Annotated in this window: 10 protein-coding genes; 7 read left to right on the forward strand and 3 right to left on the reverse strand. The window is 38.0% G+C overall.

Annotated features, from left to right (window positions below):
- The first annotated feature begins 77 nt into the window (after positions 1–77).
- From ACN6MX_RS02435 to ACN6MX_RS02455, 5 genes are all read left to right on the forward strand, one after another.
- Positions 78–4643, forward strand: coding sequence for an endonuclease (locus ACN6MX_RS02435; protein ID WP_419961096.1), 4566 nt, complete (start codon positions 78–80; stop codon positions 4641–4643).
- Positions 4644–5656: 1013 nt separating this feature from the next.
- A complete protein-coding gene (locus ACN6MX_RS02440; protein WP_419961097.1) occupies positions 5657–6253 on the forward strand; it encodes a TasA family protein in 597 nt (198 codons plus the stop codon).
- A gap of 159 nt (positions 6254–6412) precedes the next feature.
- Positions 6413–7264: a hypothetical protein gene (locus ACN6MX_RS02445; protein ID WP_419961098.1), complete on the forward strand. Its 852-nt coding sequence runs from the start codon at positions 6413–6415 to the stop codon at positions 7262–7264.
- 33 nt (positions 7265–7297) lie between these two features.
- The gene (gene sipW / locus ACN6MX_RS02450) at positions 7298–7915 is read left to right on the forward strand and encodes a signal peptidase I SipW (RefSeq protein ID WP_419961099.1); all 618 of its coding nucleotides are present in this window, start codon (positions 7298–7300) and stop codon (positions 7913–7915) included.
- A 33-nt stretch (positions 7916–7948) separates the two neighbouring features.
- Complete coding sequence (locus ACN6MX_RS02455; protein WP_419961100.1) at positions 7949–8608, forward strand: hypothetical protein; 660 nt, start codon at positions 7949–7951, stop codon at positions 8606–8608.
- Between the two features lie 339 nt (positions 8609–8947).
- On the opposite strand, the gene ACN6MX_RS02460 is transcribed toward ACN6MX_RS02455, so the two are convergent.
- Positions 8948–9238 carry a UPF0175 family protein gene (locus tag ACN6MX_RS02460; RefSeq protein WP_419962538.1) on the reverse strand — a complete coding sequence of 97 codons (291 nt, stop codon included), beginning with the start codon at positions 9236–9238 and terminating at the stop codon, positions 8948–8950.
- Positions 9239–9927: 689 nt separating this feature from the next.
- On the opposite strand from ACN6MX_RS02460, the gene ACN6MX_RS02465 reads away from it, so the two are divergent.
- Positions 9928–11559: an S-layer homology domain-containing protein gene (locus ACN6MX_RS02465; protein WP_419961101.1), complete on the forward strand. Its 1632-nt coding sequence runs from the start codon at positions 9928–9930 to the stop codon at positions 11557–11559.
- 216 nt (positions 11560–11775) lie between these two features.
- Positions 11776–14730, forward strand: a complete 2955-nt coding sequence (locus ACN6MX_RS02470) for an S-layer homology domain-containing protein (RefSeq protein WP_419961102.1) — start codon at positions 11776–11778, stop codon at positions 14728–14730.
- A 1069-nt stretch (positions 14731–15799) separates the two neighbouring features.
- On the opposite strand, the gene ACN6MX_RS02475 is transcribed toward ACN6MX_RS02470, so the two are convergent.
- Together ACN6MX_RS02475 and ACN6MX_RS02480 are read right to left on the reverse strand one after the other, a co-directional pair.
- Positions 15800–17065 (reverse strand): ArnT family glycosyltransferase, encoded by a 1266-nt coding sequence (locus ACN6MX_RS02475; protein WP_419961103.1) that lies wholly within the window; start codon positions 17063–17065, stop codon positions 15800–15802.
- Between the two features lie 20 nt (positions 17066–17085).
- On the reverse strand, positions 17086–17427 hold the full coding sequence (locus ACN6MX_RS02480) for an EamA family transporter (protein ID WP_419961104.1): 342 nt from the start codon (positions 17425–17427) through the stop codon (positions 17086–17088).
- Between the last annotated feature and the right edge of the window lies 1 nt (position 17428).

Below are 17428 nucleotides of genomic sequence, written 5' to 3' on the forward strand. Positions count from 1 at the left end.
GCCCTTCTTCCTAATGGTTTGAAGGCTTTGTATTTAAAATAATAAAAGTTAATAAAAAAACTCTAGGAGTGAATTGGATGAAAAATAAAGGTATATTAAATCATGCTATTAGTAAGACTATGCTAGCCTTCTTACTAGTAGTTTCAATGATGACACCTTTCATATCAGCAACAAGTGCATCAGCAGAGACGCCAATAACAGTTGATGAAGCAATTGGACAATATGTAGTAGGTGCGAGTAAAAATATATCAGTGGAAGGTTATGTAGTAGGTTTTGTAGTGAGTGAAACAAGTGTAATAGGTACTGCTACTTCAAATACCAATTATGCAATTGCTTCAACTCCTGGAGAAACTGATTTATCAAAAATGCTATATGTTCAATTGCCAACTTCACCAGCTTCGTTAAGAACCGATTTTGGTTTACAGACAAATCCAACTAATATAGGGAAAAAAGTAGTAATAAGTGGATCACTTGAAAAATATTTTGGAAATCATGCAGGACTTAAATCACCAACTTCTATGGTTTTTGCGAATGAAGTACCTACTGATCCAGTAGATCCTAATTTAGTTGAAGTTGTAACAGCATCTACACCATCTTCAAGTGTTTCAGCAGGTACCGAAATTACATTATCAACTAAAACTGCTGGAGCAACAATCTACTATACGATAGATGGAACGGATCCTACTATTGAAAGTACGCCATATACAACGCCAATTATTATTAATGAGGCAACTACAGTGAAGGCAATTGCGGTAAAGGAAGAATTAGGAAATAGTGAAGTATCAACATTCACTTTTACTGTACTTGAAGCTCTATCCATCACTAACGCTCGTAAAGCTCTAAACGAAACAGTTCAAATTGAAGGAATTGTTACTACTAATCCTGGATTATGGGGCAATGGAGCATTCTATATGCAAGATGAAACAGCGGGTATGTATGTATACGCTAGCTCAGCAAATGTTCAACCAGGGGACAAAGTTAAAGTAACTGGTAAAGTAATAGTTTACTCAAATGAAGTAGAAATTGAAAACCCTACTATTGAAGTAATTTCATCAGAAAATAGCATTCCAGAAGCTCAAGTTATAGATCCATCTGGAGTGAACGAAGATACGCAAGGAGAATTAGTAAATTTAAAAAATGTTGCTATAACTGAATTAACATTTGATAATTATGGAACTTTTGAGTTTCAAGCATTAGCGGAAAATGGTGAAAAGGTTCTTGTACGTCATGATAATCGTACAGGAATTGCATATGCTGATTTTATCAAGTTTTTTAAAGAAGGCGATAAAGTAAATCTTACAGGTATCGCGGCGATCTATGGAACTACATTCCAACTTAAAACATTGGGTCTTGAAAGCTTTGACCTAGTGAACAAACCTGCAGTTTACTCTTCAGCATATGAAGGAACGGTACCGGTAGATACGAAGATTGAACTTGGATCAGGTTTGGAAGGTGCTGAAATCTACTTCACACTGGACGGATCGGAACCAACTCAAGCGAGTACTAAATACGATACTCCAATCTCTTTACCTACTGGAACAACAACTATTAAAGCAATTGCAGTAAGTAGTGAGACGGCAAGTCAAGTATACAAATTTACGTATACAATTATAAAAGCAGATGGTGTAATCATTCGAGAAATTCAAGGAAAAGATCATAAATCACCATATGTTGGTGCTACAGTGACAGATGTGACTGGAGTAGTAACGCATGTAATCGATGGGACAAACTTTGTGATGCAAGATGTGGAAAATGCAGATGATGACAATACAACATCAGAAGCTATCCAAGTAAATAAATCGGCAAATGGTGTTAAAGTTGGCGATAAAGTAAAAGTGACAGGTACTGTGGCAGAAAACGGTGGTGGCGTCAATCTGTCTACGACACGCATTAACGCAACTAAAGTTACAACTGATGGAACGGCAGAACTTCCAGCAGCACTTGTAGTAGGAACTGATATTATTCCACCAAATAAAATAATTGATAATGATAGCTTAACTTCATTTGATCCAGAGGAAGACGGTATCGACTTCTGGGAATCAGTAGAATTTATGCGACTTTCATTCCCGAATGCAAAAGTAGTTGGTCCTCCATATAGTGGAGCTACTCCAATCGTAGTGGAAAGTACAACAAATAATGAGTTCAATATATTAGGCGGACTTAATATTGCCGCGGATGACTATAATCCTGAAAAGATATTCTTAACAAATACGGGATCACTTGATATTACATCTGGAGATCATTTTGCCGGAGATGTTATTGGAGTAATCTCCTATACATCTGACGGATACAGAGTATTACCTGAAACATTACCAACACTTGTTAAAGGAAACAGAACAGTAGAAACGACACATATTGAGCCTTCTGTGGATAAACTAACAGTAGCATCTTACAATATAGAAAATTTCTCTATGACAACTTCCGATGAAAAGGTTACTAGAATTGCAAAATCATTTGTAACAAATATGAAAAATCCAGATATTATTACATTAGTAGAAGTCCAAGATAATGATGGTGAAACAAATTCAGGAACTGTCGATGGTTCTAAAAACTATGAACGCTTAATCGCGGCAATTACTGCAGCAGGTGGAAAAACGTATCAATGGACGGAGGTTGCACCTAAAGATAATGATAATGGGGGAGCACCTGGTGGTAACATTCGTGTTGGCTACCTTTACAATCCGGAACGTGTTTCATTAGTAAAAGGTAAAAATGGCACTGGTTTAGAAGGAAATACATGGGATGCAGAAGGAAACTTAATGTTGAATCCAGGGGTCCTAAATCCATCTAAATTTGTAGATACACGTAAACCAATCGCAGCTCAATTTGACTTCCAAGGGGAAAAAGTAGTTGTAATCGGAGCACACTTAAATTCTAAAGGCGGCGACCAATCATTATGGGGCTCTTCACAACCTCCATTTTTAGGCTCGGAAGCAGAACGCTTTAAACTAGCTACTACTGTTAATGCGTTTATCAAAGACGGATTAGCAAAAGATCCAAATTTAAATATCGTTCTTGCTGGAGATATGAACGACTTCGAATTTACAAAAGCACTAGAAATACTTAAAGGTAACGAAATGGTTAATATGGTAGATAAAGTACCAGCTAATGATCGTTTCTCTTATTTCTTCCAAGGAAACAACCAGGTACTAGATCATATTCTTGTTTCTAAAAACTTAGAAAATAAAACCAAAGCAGATATGATTCATATCAATGCAAACTATACAGAGGCTCAAGGCCGCGCAAGTGACCACGACCCTGTAATGGTTCAGATCGATCTAAAAGGTGAAGACGAAGAGGTAGATGTAACGCCAATCTCACCTGAAAAACTATATGATTTCAAAAATCTTACAACGAAGCAATTAACAATAACGAAACCAAGTATTTCACTCACTCTAGGTGAAAATACAATAATCACAAATGGCGTTCTGTTCACTGGAGATTATGCAGAATTCCATGGTGAAGGATTCGGAAATAAAACAGTAACAATCAGACCACTTAAAGCTGGTGCGATTATCGACTTCAAAGGAACAGCAATTCAAAAAGTAATTATTGATGGAGCAAACGTAAAACAAATTCGTGCTCTTCCTGAAAATGTAGCAATTGAATACATTAACGGAGCATCAGCAGCTAACATTCAATTCATAGACGAAGAAGGGAACCTCATTGAAGAGGTTCCTTCTTTTCCAAATGAAAACAAAGCTCCAATTGTCAAAAAAACAATTCCTAACTCAACTGTTGCAACTGGAGAAACTTTATCCTTCTTGCTATCAGATTACTTCACTGATCCTGACAAAGATGAACTAACATTCACTTCAACAAAAGGAATTATTGAAGGTGCTACATTAACATTAAAACTTGAAGCAGGGAGCCATATTGTTGGTGTTACTGCAAATGATGGTGAAAAGTCTACCACTGTAAGCTTTACAGTTACGGTTAAAGTGGATTCCGATGAAGAATCACCACTTGATACATATTACTTAGATGCGTTCGGAAAAGAAGGGCAAGCATTAAAAACAGCATTACATGAAATTATTGATGACCATACCGAGCTTTCTTACGACCAGGCATGGGAAGCACTTCGCGAAACAGATGAAGACCCGAATAATCCAAACAATGTCATCCTATTCTACTCTGGTCTATCAAGAAGTAAAACACTTAATGGTGGTAATAATGGAGACTGGAACCGCGAACACACTTGGGCAAAATCCCATGGTGATTTCGGAACAAGTAAAGGTCCAGGAACCGATATTCATCACCTTCGTCCAACAGATGTACAAGTAAACGGTTCTAGAGGAAATTTAGACTTTGATAACGGTGGTAGCTCAGTGAAAATTTGCACTGAATGTAAAAGCGACTCCGATTCATTTGAACCTCCAGCTAACGTAAAAGGTGACGTGGCAAGAATCCTCTTTTACATGGCAACGCGTTATGAAGCCGGGGATAGAGTAGATTTAGAACTAAACGAAAAAGTTAATAATGGAAAAGATCCTTTCCATGGCAAACTATCCGTCCTACTCGAATGGCATAAACAAGATCCAGTAGATGAATTCGAAAGAAATCGTAACAACGTTATCCAAAAATGGCAAGGCAATCGAAACCCATTCATCGACCACCCCGAATTCGCTGAGCTGATTTGGTGAGGTATTCTGTGAAGTGTCCCTGTGTACCACACAATTAAACTCAAAAGTATAGGGGGCTGTGCCCAAAGTCGGTGAAAGTCGACCTTGGGACGGCTCTTTTTTGTCATATAAAAGTTGTTGGAATGTCCCTGTGTGTCACACAATTTACACTATTGCTATTGTATCAACTCCGGCATATATCCGTGTTGCATAGTACCATTATTCAGTAAAATAGAATGATAGAGAAGAGAAAGTCTTCTGGAGAGATCTCTGCAGAGCTTTAGGTAGTGGTATCGGTTCTTTATATAACTTTGTGCTACTTTTACCATTTCCCTCCAGCATTTGGTGATGGTTTTTCAACCACGAACTCAGACAAAGCTACAATTGCATAACAAATAAAAAGGAAGCCAATCAATAGCTATGACCCACTGGCTTCATTTTGTATATTTATCTTTTTGTAGAATGTCATGAATGCACCATAAACATTGTCGGAAAACACTTTTTTTAAAAGTTTTTAGTTTATTACGCTCTTCCAAAATATATTGAATGGTACGAAAGTATACCAAGGAAACTATCCAAAAGAAGAATACTGAAAAGTCAAAAAGTACCCATTTGAGGGAGGCTGGATTGTTTAGCACTGTATATACTGAAGTTAGTTCCATTGCATGATGATCAAAATGAAAACGAAGTCTAAGGAGGCAGTGAATGACATAAAAAAAGAAGCTTAAATCTAGAATTGTATATCAAGCAAAACATGGCATTATAATTCTATTATCTATTGCTATTACAGGCTGAGGAATCAAGTCTAACTTGAGAGATTTAGCCAAACAATTCTCTAAAGTGGTGTAATAAACCACTTAGAACAAAATGCAACATTCGAAGTAATACTGCTTTTATACGATGAAATGGTGCATGGAACCAGGTTTACCTTATGAAAAGCAAAAGTAAACTTCGAAACAAAGCCTGAAAAAGAAAACGAGTAAGGAAAAGCAATACCAAAATTAAAAACTAAAACTAATTGGAGGAAATATAAAATGAGTATTAAACAAAAGTTAGCAATGGGAATTTTAACTGGTGGATTAGCTATTAGTATGATCGGCGGAGGAACTTATGCTTATTTCAATGATGTAGAAACTAGCACGAATCAATTCGCTGCGGGTACGTTGGATTTGGCAGTGAATCCGGAGACAATCATTAATGTGAGCAACATTAAGCCTGGCGACTGGATGAATCGTACATTTAAATTAGAAAACAATGGTTCCCTTGATATTTCCAAAATATTCTTGACTACTGAGTATACTGAATCGGTAGCAGGTTTTGGAGATCATATTGTCGTAGACTTCCTTAGAAATGACGATAAAAGCGGTCTTCTTGGGGCTAGTAATGTAATTGTATCCAAGAAATTAAGCGAATTGGCAAGTATGTCACCGGATGCAGTTAAAAATGTATCACCGAGCTTCTTTGGGATACAAGGCGGGGAAGATAGCGGTATCAAAGCTGGTACAAAGGATAATATGTACGTGAAGTTTAGATTCAATGATAGCGGTGCTGACCAAAATGCTTACCAAGCTGCTACTTTAGAACTGAAGTGGAAATTTGATGCACAGCAGACAAAAGGTGTATCGAAATAACGTATAATCGGGGAGGAGAGCCCTTCTCCTCCCTTATTTTATTTAACCAATCCGTCAGTGCCATTCCTTATATATATTTCTCAACATATAACTTTTTTTGTGTTTTGAGGAATATATTTAAGGATATTCCATGATAAATAATAGAAAGGCGGAATCGGATTGAAAAACAAGCGTAGACGCAGATATAAGAAAAAGAAATACGATTTTATCCTGATTTCTAAAATAGCAATGATTGGATACTTAGCCGTCTTTGGCGTAGGCTATATGTCGTCCGACACATCCGCATATTTAAGCAGCCAGTCGGAGGTTTCCCAGATAATCACTGCCGATATATGGGAAGTTGCGGAAGACCCTATTAATGGATGTGGTGAGGAAATCACCATTGATGAGATAGCGGGCGATGAAACCATTATCGTCACCGAAGGCAAAGATGAAGTTTCTAAGAATAAAACCGAGAAAGATGCATTATCGGGCGATGAAATCATTGTCGAACACGAAGTAAAAGATGATATTCCTATGGAAGAAAGCGAAAAGGATGGAATACCAAGTGTTGAAAGTAAGATTGACTGTGGCGACAAAAACGCCGTATCTAAAAAAATAGTTGAAGAGGACGCTGCGGGCAAGATCGATTGTAAGAACGAAGATGGTAGTCTTGTAGGCGAGAACGAAAAGGATGCTCCTTTAGGTAAGGAAGTCAAGGCAGACTGCAAAAATAAAGATGATGAACCTAAAGAAGAAATTCAAAAAGAAAAAGTTCCAGAAGACGTAAAAACGATTGAACCGATCATTAAGCAACAAAATGAAATAGAAAATGTGGAAAATGCAGCAGATAAAGTAAATGTGGATGATAACAAGGTAGATGACCCACAGAAGTCCAACGATGAAAGTCAAAAAGAATCAGACATCAAGGATGAATCTGTAAAAGAATCCAAGGATGAGAATTCGACTGAAAAGGATTCCACAAAAGATGAAACTTCAGAAACTAATGAAATAACCGACGCAGCAAAATAAGTAAAAATATAAAGAAAGCGGAAGGTGATATAAATGAGATCGAAACCGAAAATGAAAACAAAAAAGACAAAGATAAAGAAGTGGGTAAATAACATTGTCACGGGAATATTAATGATCCTGCTAATCTGTGTAGCTACCGTAGTAGTTATATCAAAAGCTTCCGGCGGAGAACCAGAATTTTTTGGATACCAGTTAAAAACAGTTCTGTCAGGATCGATGGAGCCAGGGATTCAAACAGGATCTATTATCGCTGTCAAATCGGCTGTAGTTAAAACTGGCTTCGAAAAAGACGATGTCATTACATTTCTGGCAGAAGAAGACATTTTGATTACACATAGAATCACAGAGGTAGTCAGAACTGGAGACTCCGTACTTTACCGTACAAAAGGCGATAACAACAATGCAGAGGATATGAATCCGGTTTTGTCTGATAATGTGGTAGCGGAATACACTGGTTTCACATTACCTTACGTCGGTTACTTCATTAATTTTTCGCAGTCTAAGAATGGTGCATTACTGCTGTTGATACCTGGATTCCTGTTGCTGATCTATTCTGCATTTACGATTTGGAAAGTGCTATCTGTAATAGAATTGCGTCCGAAAAAACAAGTGGATATAGTAGGAGAAGACAGTGGGAATACTCCTAGTTGATATGGTTTATAGCATATGTAAGGAGGTATTACCATGACTAAATTCTATCAGTTATTCTCGTTTCTTCTATTGATGAGCGTGATCTGTCTCTATCCTATGACGAGTGTATTGGCAGATGGTGAAAGCGACACAGCAGAGAAAGAATTAGACATCAGTCTTTCAACGAAAGAAAACTTATTTGATATCAGCAACATGAAGCCCGGTGATTGGGCGCCTCGGACCATTACAGTTCAGAATTCCGGAAGTAAAGATTTTGTCTACCAAATGCAATTACAAAACAGTGGAGAACAAAAACTTTTTAATGAGCTGTTGGTGGAAATCAATGCAGGTGATCAAGAATTGTATCAAGGGAAATTGGCCGAATTTAAATCATTGCCAGAAAGAAATCTTACAAGCGGCACCGAAGAAAACTTAGATATCACGATTCGTTTTCCAGAGCATCTTGGAAATGATTTTCAAGGACTTGAGTCCGATTTTGTTTTCACTTTTACGGCGGAAGGAAAAGATAATTCGACCGTTCAAGTCATGACAATGGGTCAGGTTGCCAGCGTCGGTCCAACATCAGTCGGACTAAGCCTACCTAGCACTCCGTCAAATATATTTATTTTTATATTATTTGGTACTGTGCTTGTAGTTGGTGGAATCGTGCTGATGATCATCAGACATTACAGACGGATGAAGATAGCTCAATAGACAATCAGTTAATGAGGAACTTTTGAGAAGCTGCCAATGCATGGCGTATCATGCATTGGCAGCTTTTTTGTTTTTCGTGAAGACTATGGTGAGTATGAGATGGGTAAAAATGAGGTTACCTAATGCTCATCAGATGAATCAAAGCTTGTTGAAATATGAAAACCACTAGTTGTGAGGATATCTAAATGTGGCTGACCGTACAGGATTTAAGTTGATTAGTGTCGGGGACTCTCACCATGAACAATTTCTTGATAACAGCTTAGGGTACATATACTCGTTCAAATAATTCTGCTAGCAGATGAAGTTTTCCTAATAGACAATCCAATAATTGGTGTCAAATTACTCTTTGTCATCATTGCTATCTCCTAGTAAATCTTGAATTGCTTGTTCATAATCAGTGAAATGTTCTTGTGTATATTCCATCCATGGAATTTGTTTTACACATAATAGGTCGATAAACTCACCTAATGTTTGACCAGATAATTCAGCAGCCTTAGCAAGAGTCACCTGCTTTTCTACAAAAAGTCCAATGGCTAGGGTCACTTTTACCTTACTATCAACATTTGTTCCATTTAAAGAATTGATTAATGGTAGAAAATCAGTTGGTAAATTTACTTGGAAAAAATCCATACCCACGGTAACCACACTCTTTTTTTGCTAGTATATCATCAAATTCGATTACCATCTTCTAAAGAAATTCTGAAAACTACGTGAATCGAATAATTGAATAATGATATACCTTACGGAGAGATTTCTGTAGCGATTTTCTTTTTGTCTTGGTAGTGATTTCGAATGTTTTATATTTAGCGTGCTATTCTATTGGATTTTTTATAACCTGGTACATCTCCTTATCGCTAATTACATCGCAATTCTTTTCCCCAGTCCTGACAAAATAATGGAATAAATTCCCGTTCCGCAAGTAAATCACCACTGAGCGCAAGTACCCAAGCAGAACCGCAAGTAACCACCGCCAACCCGCAAGTACCGCTCCATCGAGAGCAAGTATCCACCAGGTGACCGCAAGTATCGGTCTAATTGCTAATTACATCGCAATTCTTTCCCCCAGTCCTGACAAAATAATGGAATAAAACCACACTCCGCAAGTAAACTTCCACTGAGCGCAAGTAACCCAAACAGAACCGCAAGTACTAACCTTCAAACAGAAAGTACCGCTCCATCGAGAGCAAGTATCCACCAGGTGAACGCAAGTATCGGGCCAAAGTATAAGAACCTGCTGCCATATAGAGGATTATGCACCCCAAAAATAGAATATAATTATCTGTAAGATAGTTTTTTATTCGAAAAAGGGAGGTAGAGAATTGAAAAAAGCTATGAAGAAACTCAGCTTATTGTTTGTATTTGCGCTTGTATTGCAGCTGGTAGCTATTCCAGGTCTTTCATTTGCAGCTGAAACAGATACAGAGGCACCGACTTGGGTTACTCCAGTAAATTATTTAGCGCTTGGGGATTCATTGGCTACTGGCGTTACACCAGATAGTAAGCTAGGAAACGGCTATACGGATTTCATCGCAGAGGCTTTGAAGTCTAAGAAGGCTTTAAACTCATTCAACAAGGGTTTTAGTTACCCAGGTTATACGACCTCGGATATTTTAAAGGATCTTCAAGCAAATACGACCAAGCCTGTCTTTGGAATTGGCAATGAAGGCGATACCGCTGAGTTGCATAAGTCTATCACTGGAGCAGATATAATCACTATTAGCGCGGGAGCAAATGATATACTACCATACTTTAAAGTAGATGCTGCTACTGGTGTTCCAGCCGTGGATTTAGCAAAAATCATGACTTCTATCCAACAGGTTGGCGTTAATTATAGTCAAATATTAAAAGCTATTTATACGATTAATCCGGATGTTCAAGTATATATAATGGGCTATTATAATCCATTCCCACAACTAGATGCGAAATACCAACCGCAAATTGCTCAACTGATAAATGGTCTAAATGGGGCAATTAAAACTGGATTGACTGGCACAACTGCAACTTTTATCCCAACTGCTGAAAAAATTGCAGAAAATTACGCAGCAAACCTACCTAATCCACAAAATATCCATTTAAGTGAGGATGGTTATAAAGCAGTTTCAGACTTGTTTAACCAAAAACTAGTAGAAAACTATCCATGGGTTTCGAAGGATACGCTAACCACAGTAGTTTCCAACAAAACAACTGTGACATTGACATGGAAGCCTGCTTCTGACAATACAGGAGTAGCTGGTTATGCTATTTATAATGGAAAAGAATTAGTAGGGCAAGTAACTGGAGGCATCCTAACATATGAAATAGGAAATCTAGAAGAAAATAAAGCATATACATTTACAGTCGTAGCTTTAGATGCTTCGGGCAATATGAGTGCAGTAAATCCAACTGCTACAATTACTACTGGAATAACACCTGTAATTTTCCCGGATATCCAACAACACTGGGCAAAGGACTATATTACACAAGCTGTTGCTGCAGGAATAGTAAAGGGCTATCCAGATGGTACATTTAAACCAGAAAATAAAATTACACGCGCACAAGCAGCTTCAATCATCGTAAATGCATTAAAACTTAAAACAGACAAAGCGGCACCATTCGGAGATATTGGAATTTACGCTGCAGAAACACAAGCAGAGATTGCAGCCGCTTATCAATATGGCATTATAAAAGGAAGCAATGGGAAGTTCCGTCCAACCGAATATATAACGCGTGCTCAGCTGGCACTAATGCTGAAACGAACAGTAGAATCCGTTTCAGGAAATCCATATACTGTGGCAATTCCAGCACCATTTACGGATATTGCTCACTACGACGATGAAACAAAAACCGCTATTTCCATGCTCGCTACATTTAAAATTGTAAGTGGTTCAGAAGGCAAATTCATGCCAGAAGACACTGCAAAACGCGGTCAAGCGGCTAAAATCCTTATCAATTCACTAACATATTTAAAATAAAATAAGATTACCAAAGCGGCCGATAGTTTATCAGCCGCTTATTTTAATTTCGATTAAAAAGGTATAACTTGTGACCACCACATAACCCACAACAATTCCAAAAATAGCACCCCTATCCTCATAAATTTGTTATATACTAGGAGTAGGGGAAACTATTAACAGTATATTTCGTCTAATTTTTGCGGTCATATCCATTAAAAAGGGGGAAATTCATATATGAAAAAACAAAATAAGTTTCTAGCTAGTTCTGTAGCTATATCTTTAGTAGCAACAGCGATTGTACCAACGGCTTTTGCAGCAAGTTTCTCAGATACAACCGGCAACACGCACGAAGAAGCGATTTTTGCATTGGTGGAAGCTGGTGTTATTAACGGCTATCCAGATGGTTCGTTCAAACCCAATAAAACATTAATACGCTCCGATGTAGTAAAACTGATTGGAAAATATTTAGTAGCTGAGGGCTTCGTAGTACCGGAGAACTATAAAACAAAATCACGTTTTTCAGATATAGCACTTACTGACGATAATGACGAACTATTAAAATATGCAGCATTGATCAAAGATAACGGAATTTTTTGGGGAACTGAAGATAAACTTTTAGCTCAACAAAAAATGACAAGAGAAGATATGGCTATTGCCTTAGTTCGTCTGATGAATACCGAAGACAATACTAACTTAGAAGATTATGTGGCAAAGCAAGCATTTAGAGGTGATGTAAAAGATTTGGCTAACGCCAAAGAAATTGCTCGTCCATATATCGCTGTACTTGATTATTATGATATTACAAATCCTGCATTAGATAAATTTAACCCTAAAAGCACGACTACTCGTGGTCAATTTGCGACGTTTCTAAAAAAAGTCATGGAATTGAAGCCAGTAGAGATATCAAAATTCGAAGCTACTGGTGCCCAAGCGTTAACAGTAACTTTCAATAAAGTAGTAGATTCTTCTGCTAAAATTACCGTTAAAAAAGGAACTTCAGATGTAGAGATTTCCAGTGTTGAATTCGCAAAAGATAATAAATCGGCGAAGATTTTATTATCCGACAGATTAACAGCAGGAACGTATGATGTTGCGGTAACTGGAAACCCAGAGACAAGCCTATCAAAATCGACAACTGTAACAAATGAAGTAGTGACTGCAATTGAGTTTCCAAAAAATGCAGCAATCCCAAATATTGCGGGAAATAAAGTACGTATTCCTTATAAAGTAGAAAACCAATACGGAGAAGATATGACATCCTATAGTCATAATTTAGTAGCAAATACAGACGTAGCAGGAGCTGGTAGTGGTATAACTGTAAAGCCAACTGAAGGATTTATAGAAATCACCAAAGCTGCAGCATCCTCTAATTTTAAACTGGGGGATAATATCTCGGTTACTTTATTGGATACTAAGACTTCCATCTCAGCCTCTAAAAATGTTCGCGTTTCGGAACTTTCAAAAGTAGCTGAAGTGAGTATTAAAAATGTGTATAACGAATTGGATCCAAGTGCAACTTTAGATCCGGATGCTACATACGAAGACTTTCATCTAGTTTTAAAGGCAATCGATCAATACGGCCTTGAAGTGCCATTTCAAGATATCGCAAAAGACGTAACTGTTTCGATTTCAGATACAACGATTGTTGATGTGAACAAAAGTGTAACTTCACCTACTTTTTCACAATTGATAATCGATGGTCAAAAACAGACCGTTCTTGAGCTAAAACAACCGAAAACGAAGAAAACTGGTAAAACAACTATTTCAATCGCTTCAAAATCTACTGGGAAAACGACTAAATTTGTAGTGGTAGTTGCGGAAGGTGTGAAAGCTGATACGATTTCACTTAACACTCCAAATCTAGTTGTTGCAGATGAAAAGACAGAAGTGCCGTTCCAAATACGAGGAATAGATGGCAATGAAATCACGAGTGCAGTAACTTTAAATAAGCCAAATGGCGTGACTGTAACAACAAATGATGCGAATGTAAAAGCTACGATAGAAAGCGATCTATTGACGGGCAAAGCAAAACTAGTATTAACGGATTCCTCCAAAGCAACAAAAGATCGTCAAGTACTAATAACAGCAACAACAGCAACGAAGAGGTCAGAAACACTTCGCATAACAGTTAAAGCGAAAGCAGAAGCAAATAAGATTGTATCAACAAAAGACTTAGAAACAAATCTCCTAGTTGGCGGAGCAATTACATTAAACAAAGAGTCAATTATTGTGTTAGATCAATATGATCGGGAGTTTGTATTAAATGATTCAAACCTAGCAACAGCTGAAACAACTGCGAACGCTGGTAAATACCTCGTTAAAGTAGATGCAATGGATGACAAAGTAAAAGTTTCAACAAACAAAGTAATTTCAGCTAAAAACGAAGTAACCGTAACAGGCAATAAAAAAGGGGCAGATGCGATCAAGCTGACTTTACAAAAAGTAGATGCAAAAGGTATCGCTCAGGTCTTAGAGTCTAGTGCATATGATATGAACCTAAGAGTAATCGATAAAGCGAGCATCGTTTCCTATGAAATGAAACCTATTGCACAAATTTACGATAACCCATCGATTCTATCAGTAGAAAACTATGCTACCGAATTGATTGTTTACGGAATCACATCAGATGGCAATAGACTTGTTGTGCCAAAGGCTGAATATACCGTAATCACTGGGCATAATGATCTCGTTTACAATATATTAAACGGAAAACTATCCGTTCGAGGAACAAAAGATATTGTAGATAAAGAAGATAAGGCTGTTCCAGTAAAAGTAATTGTAAATGCTGATCGTCAGCCAGTAACACTTGACCAACAGATTATCGTGACAAAGGCAGAGCCACTTGCAAGTAGTATCGAGCTTCAACCAACTAATGGCCTAATAATTGGGGACCAAGTGATAAAAGTTCCGGCAACAACAGCAACAGTAAATATCTCTTCCGCTGATTTAAGAGCAGTATTGAAAATTACCGATCAGTACGGTGAAGATATATCCAAAGCTGCAGCAAGCCGTATCAAAATAACAGCAACCAACCTAGTTAACGCAGACGCGGACAATATAGCACCAACCGTAACAGGCAATGGAACCAATACACTAATATTTAAAGACGTAGAAAAAGGCGACACTTTCTACCTAACCTACATCGTAGACGGCAACACCCTAACAGCACAAGTAATCGTAGGCCAATAACACAAAAATCCTCTCAGATGAGAGGGTTTTTTGTTTATATGTAAAAAAATCCCGTTCCGCAAGTAAATCCCCCTCAAGCGCAAGTAAGCCAACTAATACCGCAAGTAAACATCGTCAAACCGCAAGTACCACGCCAGCGAGAGCAAGTATCGGCCTGGTGAACGCAAGTACCGGACTAATTGCTTATTATATCGAACTCCTTTTCCACTGAACCTGTAAAAATGGAAAAAAATCCCGTTCCGCAAGTAAATCCCCCTCAAGCGCAAGTAAACCAACTAATACCGCAAGTAAACATCGTCAAACCGCAAGTACCACTCCAGCGAGAGCAAGTATCGGCCTGGTGAACGCAAGTACCGGACTAATTGCTTATTATATCGAACTCCTATTCCACCGTTCCTTTAAAAATGGAATAAAATCCCGTTCCGCAAGTAAATCGCCATCGAGCGCAAGTAAGCCAACCAGTTCCGCAAATAAACATCGTCAAACCGCAAGTACCACTCCAACGAGAGCAAGTATCCCCCAGCTGAACGCAAGTACCGAACTAATTGCTTATTATTCGAATTCCTATTCCACCGTTCCTTTAAAAATGGAATAAAATCCCGTTCCGCAAGTAAATCCCCCTCAAGCGCAAGTAAACCAACTAATACCGCAAGTAAACATCGTCAAACCGCAAGTACCACTCCAGCGAGAGCAAGTATCCGCCAGGTGAACGCAAGTACCGAACTAATTGCTTATTATATCGAATTCCTTTTCCACTGAACCTGTAGAAATGTAAAAAAATCCCGTTCCGCAAGTAAATCCCCCTCAAGCGCAAGTAAACCAGCCAGAATCACAAGTAAACATCGTCAAACCGCAAGTACCACTCCAGCGAGAGCAAGTATCGGCCGGATGAACGCAAGTACCGAACTAATTGCACCGACCTCTTTTTCTACCGACCTAAATATTCAACGGTAAACACACAAGCATTGCTAACTACCACATAACATCCCAAAACTAACACCAGAAAGAATCCAAAAAGCGCCCACCTGTTTTTTTCAGGGGACGCTCATGTATAGTTAATATAATAAGACTAAACTCTGTTACTTTTAACTTTATTTTTTACGAACGTCCCAAATGTAACGAGCCCATATGCGGCAACAATCGATATAATTGGAAAGACGAGCAGTCCATATCTTGGAATGGTTAAGAAAATATTTGAGAAGAATATATATATTAAAAGTAAAGTGCTTATATATACAAGTGGTTTATGTTTTCTTAATAAAATTGCAGATAGGAAAGCAATCGTTACGACGAACATATTTTGATACTTGAAAAAGGCGAGCCAGAAGTCCGTAAACACGTCGGAGTAAGGTCCTAGTCCATCAGGATTTCCTAAGTTATCGAAAAATAACCATAAAGTTTTACCTATAGTAAACCAGCTGAACCAAAGTGGAAAGTCTGTTTCGAATCCTTCCATAATTCGTTGTTTTCCATATTCAGAATCATTTAATCCTGCAGCTATGGATTGCTGCACGAGATCCGCTTGAGGGATTAAGTAAAATGGATTTGCTCCACCTAGAAGTGGACCGCCTGAATGGGAAGAAAACAAATAAGGTTCCCCGAACATGATTAGATTTCGGATGACCCAAGGCACCATGACGACAACGGGTCCAATCACCCAAAGGAAACCAATTTTCACAGCTTCTTTAAATCCTTTATGACCAATAACGATGAACCAAGCGAACAACAACATGGGTGCTGGCGTTGCACGGAACATTAATAGAAGTGATGCAACGATACCAAATAAGATATGATAGCGGTATTTGTCTTTCGCTAAAGCAAATAAGAACAGCCAAATCGACAGAAGGAATAAAAAGATTGCCGGAATTTCCGTAAGTGCAGTTCTGAAGTAATGCAGAGGACCGATATGTGTCATGTAGAAAATACTAGCAAGGATCGCTACCCATTTATGTTTGAATAAACGCATCGAAATGGCATAAATTAGGATGACAATGCCAAGATTCAACAGCATATTTGACAATCGAAAGACCATAATATGATTCGTATTGAGAATGTCTGCTATTTTAAATAATACTGTTAGATATAGCGGATGACCGTATGTAACATAGGCGTTGGAGCCTTCAATATTATAGCCATAAACTCCATCAGTAATGAGCTGCCATGCCATTTTTGCATAGAGTGAGGCGTCTCTTGAACCGTAAGTCGAAATCGCTTCTCCAAATCGCTCCGGTTGGTTAAATAATGTTCCAGGGTGCATTATTAAGAAAAAGAGATTTACAATCAGATATATAACTAATAAACTAATAAAAACTATATGATTTTTAATGAATTTCATGTGAATCGATCACCTCTAAACTATTTAGCTACAAGATATACTCCAAATATGATAACAGCCATTCCACACCATTGAGTTGGTGAAATGGTTTCACGAAAAATGAACAGCGCAAGGACTGCACCGAAAACATAACCGATACTCTGACTTGGATACGCAACGCTAAGAGGTAACTTACTTAAGATAACAAGCCAGATACCCGTCGCAATAACATACAGCGTAGCTCCACCGATGAATAGTGGAGATAAGATGACTCCGATTATGGTTGAAATGCTCCATTGTTCAATTCCTGTTACAGCCATTTTCCATAAGATTTGCCCACTTACGAGGAGAGAAACATTAATTAATAACAATAGATAAACCATG

The sequence above is a fragment of the Psychrobacillus sp. BM2 genome (assembly GCF_048572895.1).
GTDB lineage: Bacteria > Bacillota > Bacilli > Bacillales_A > Planococcaceae > Psychrobacillus.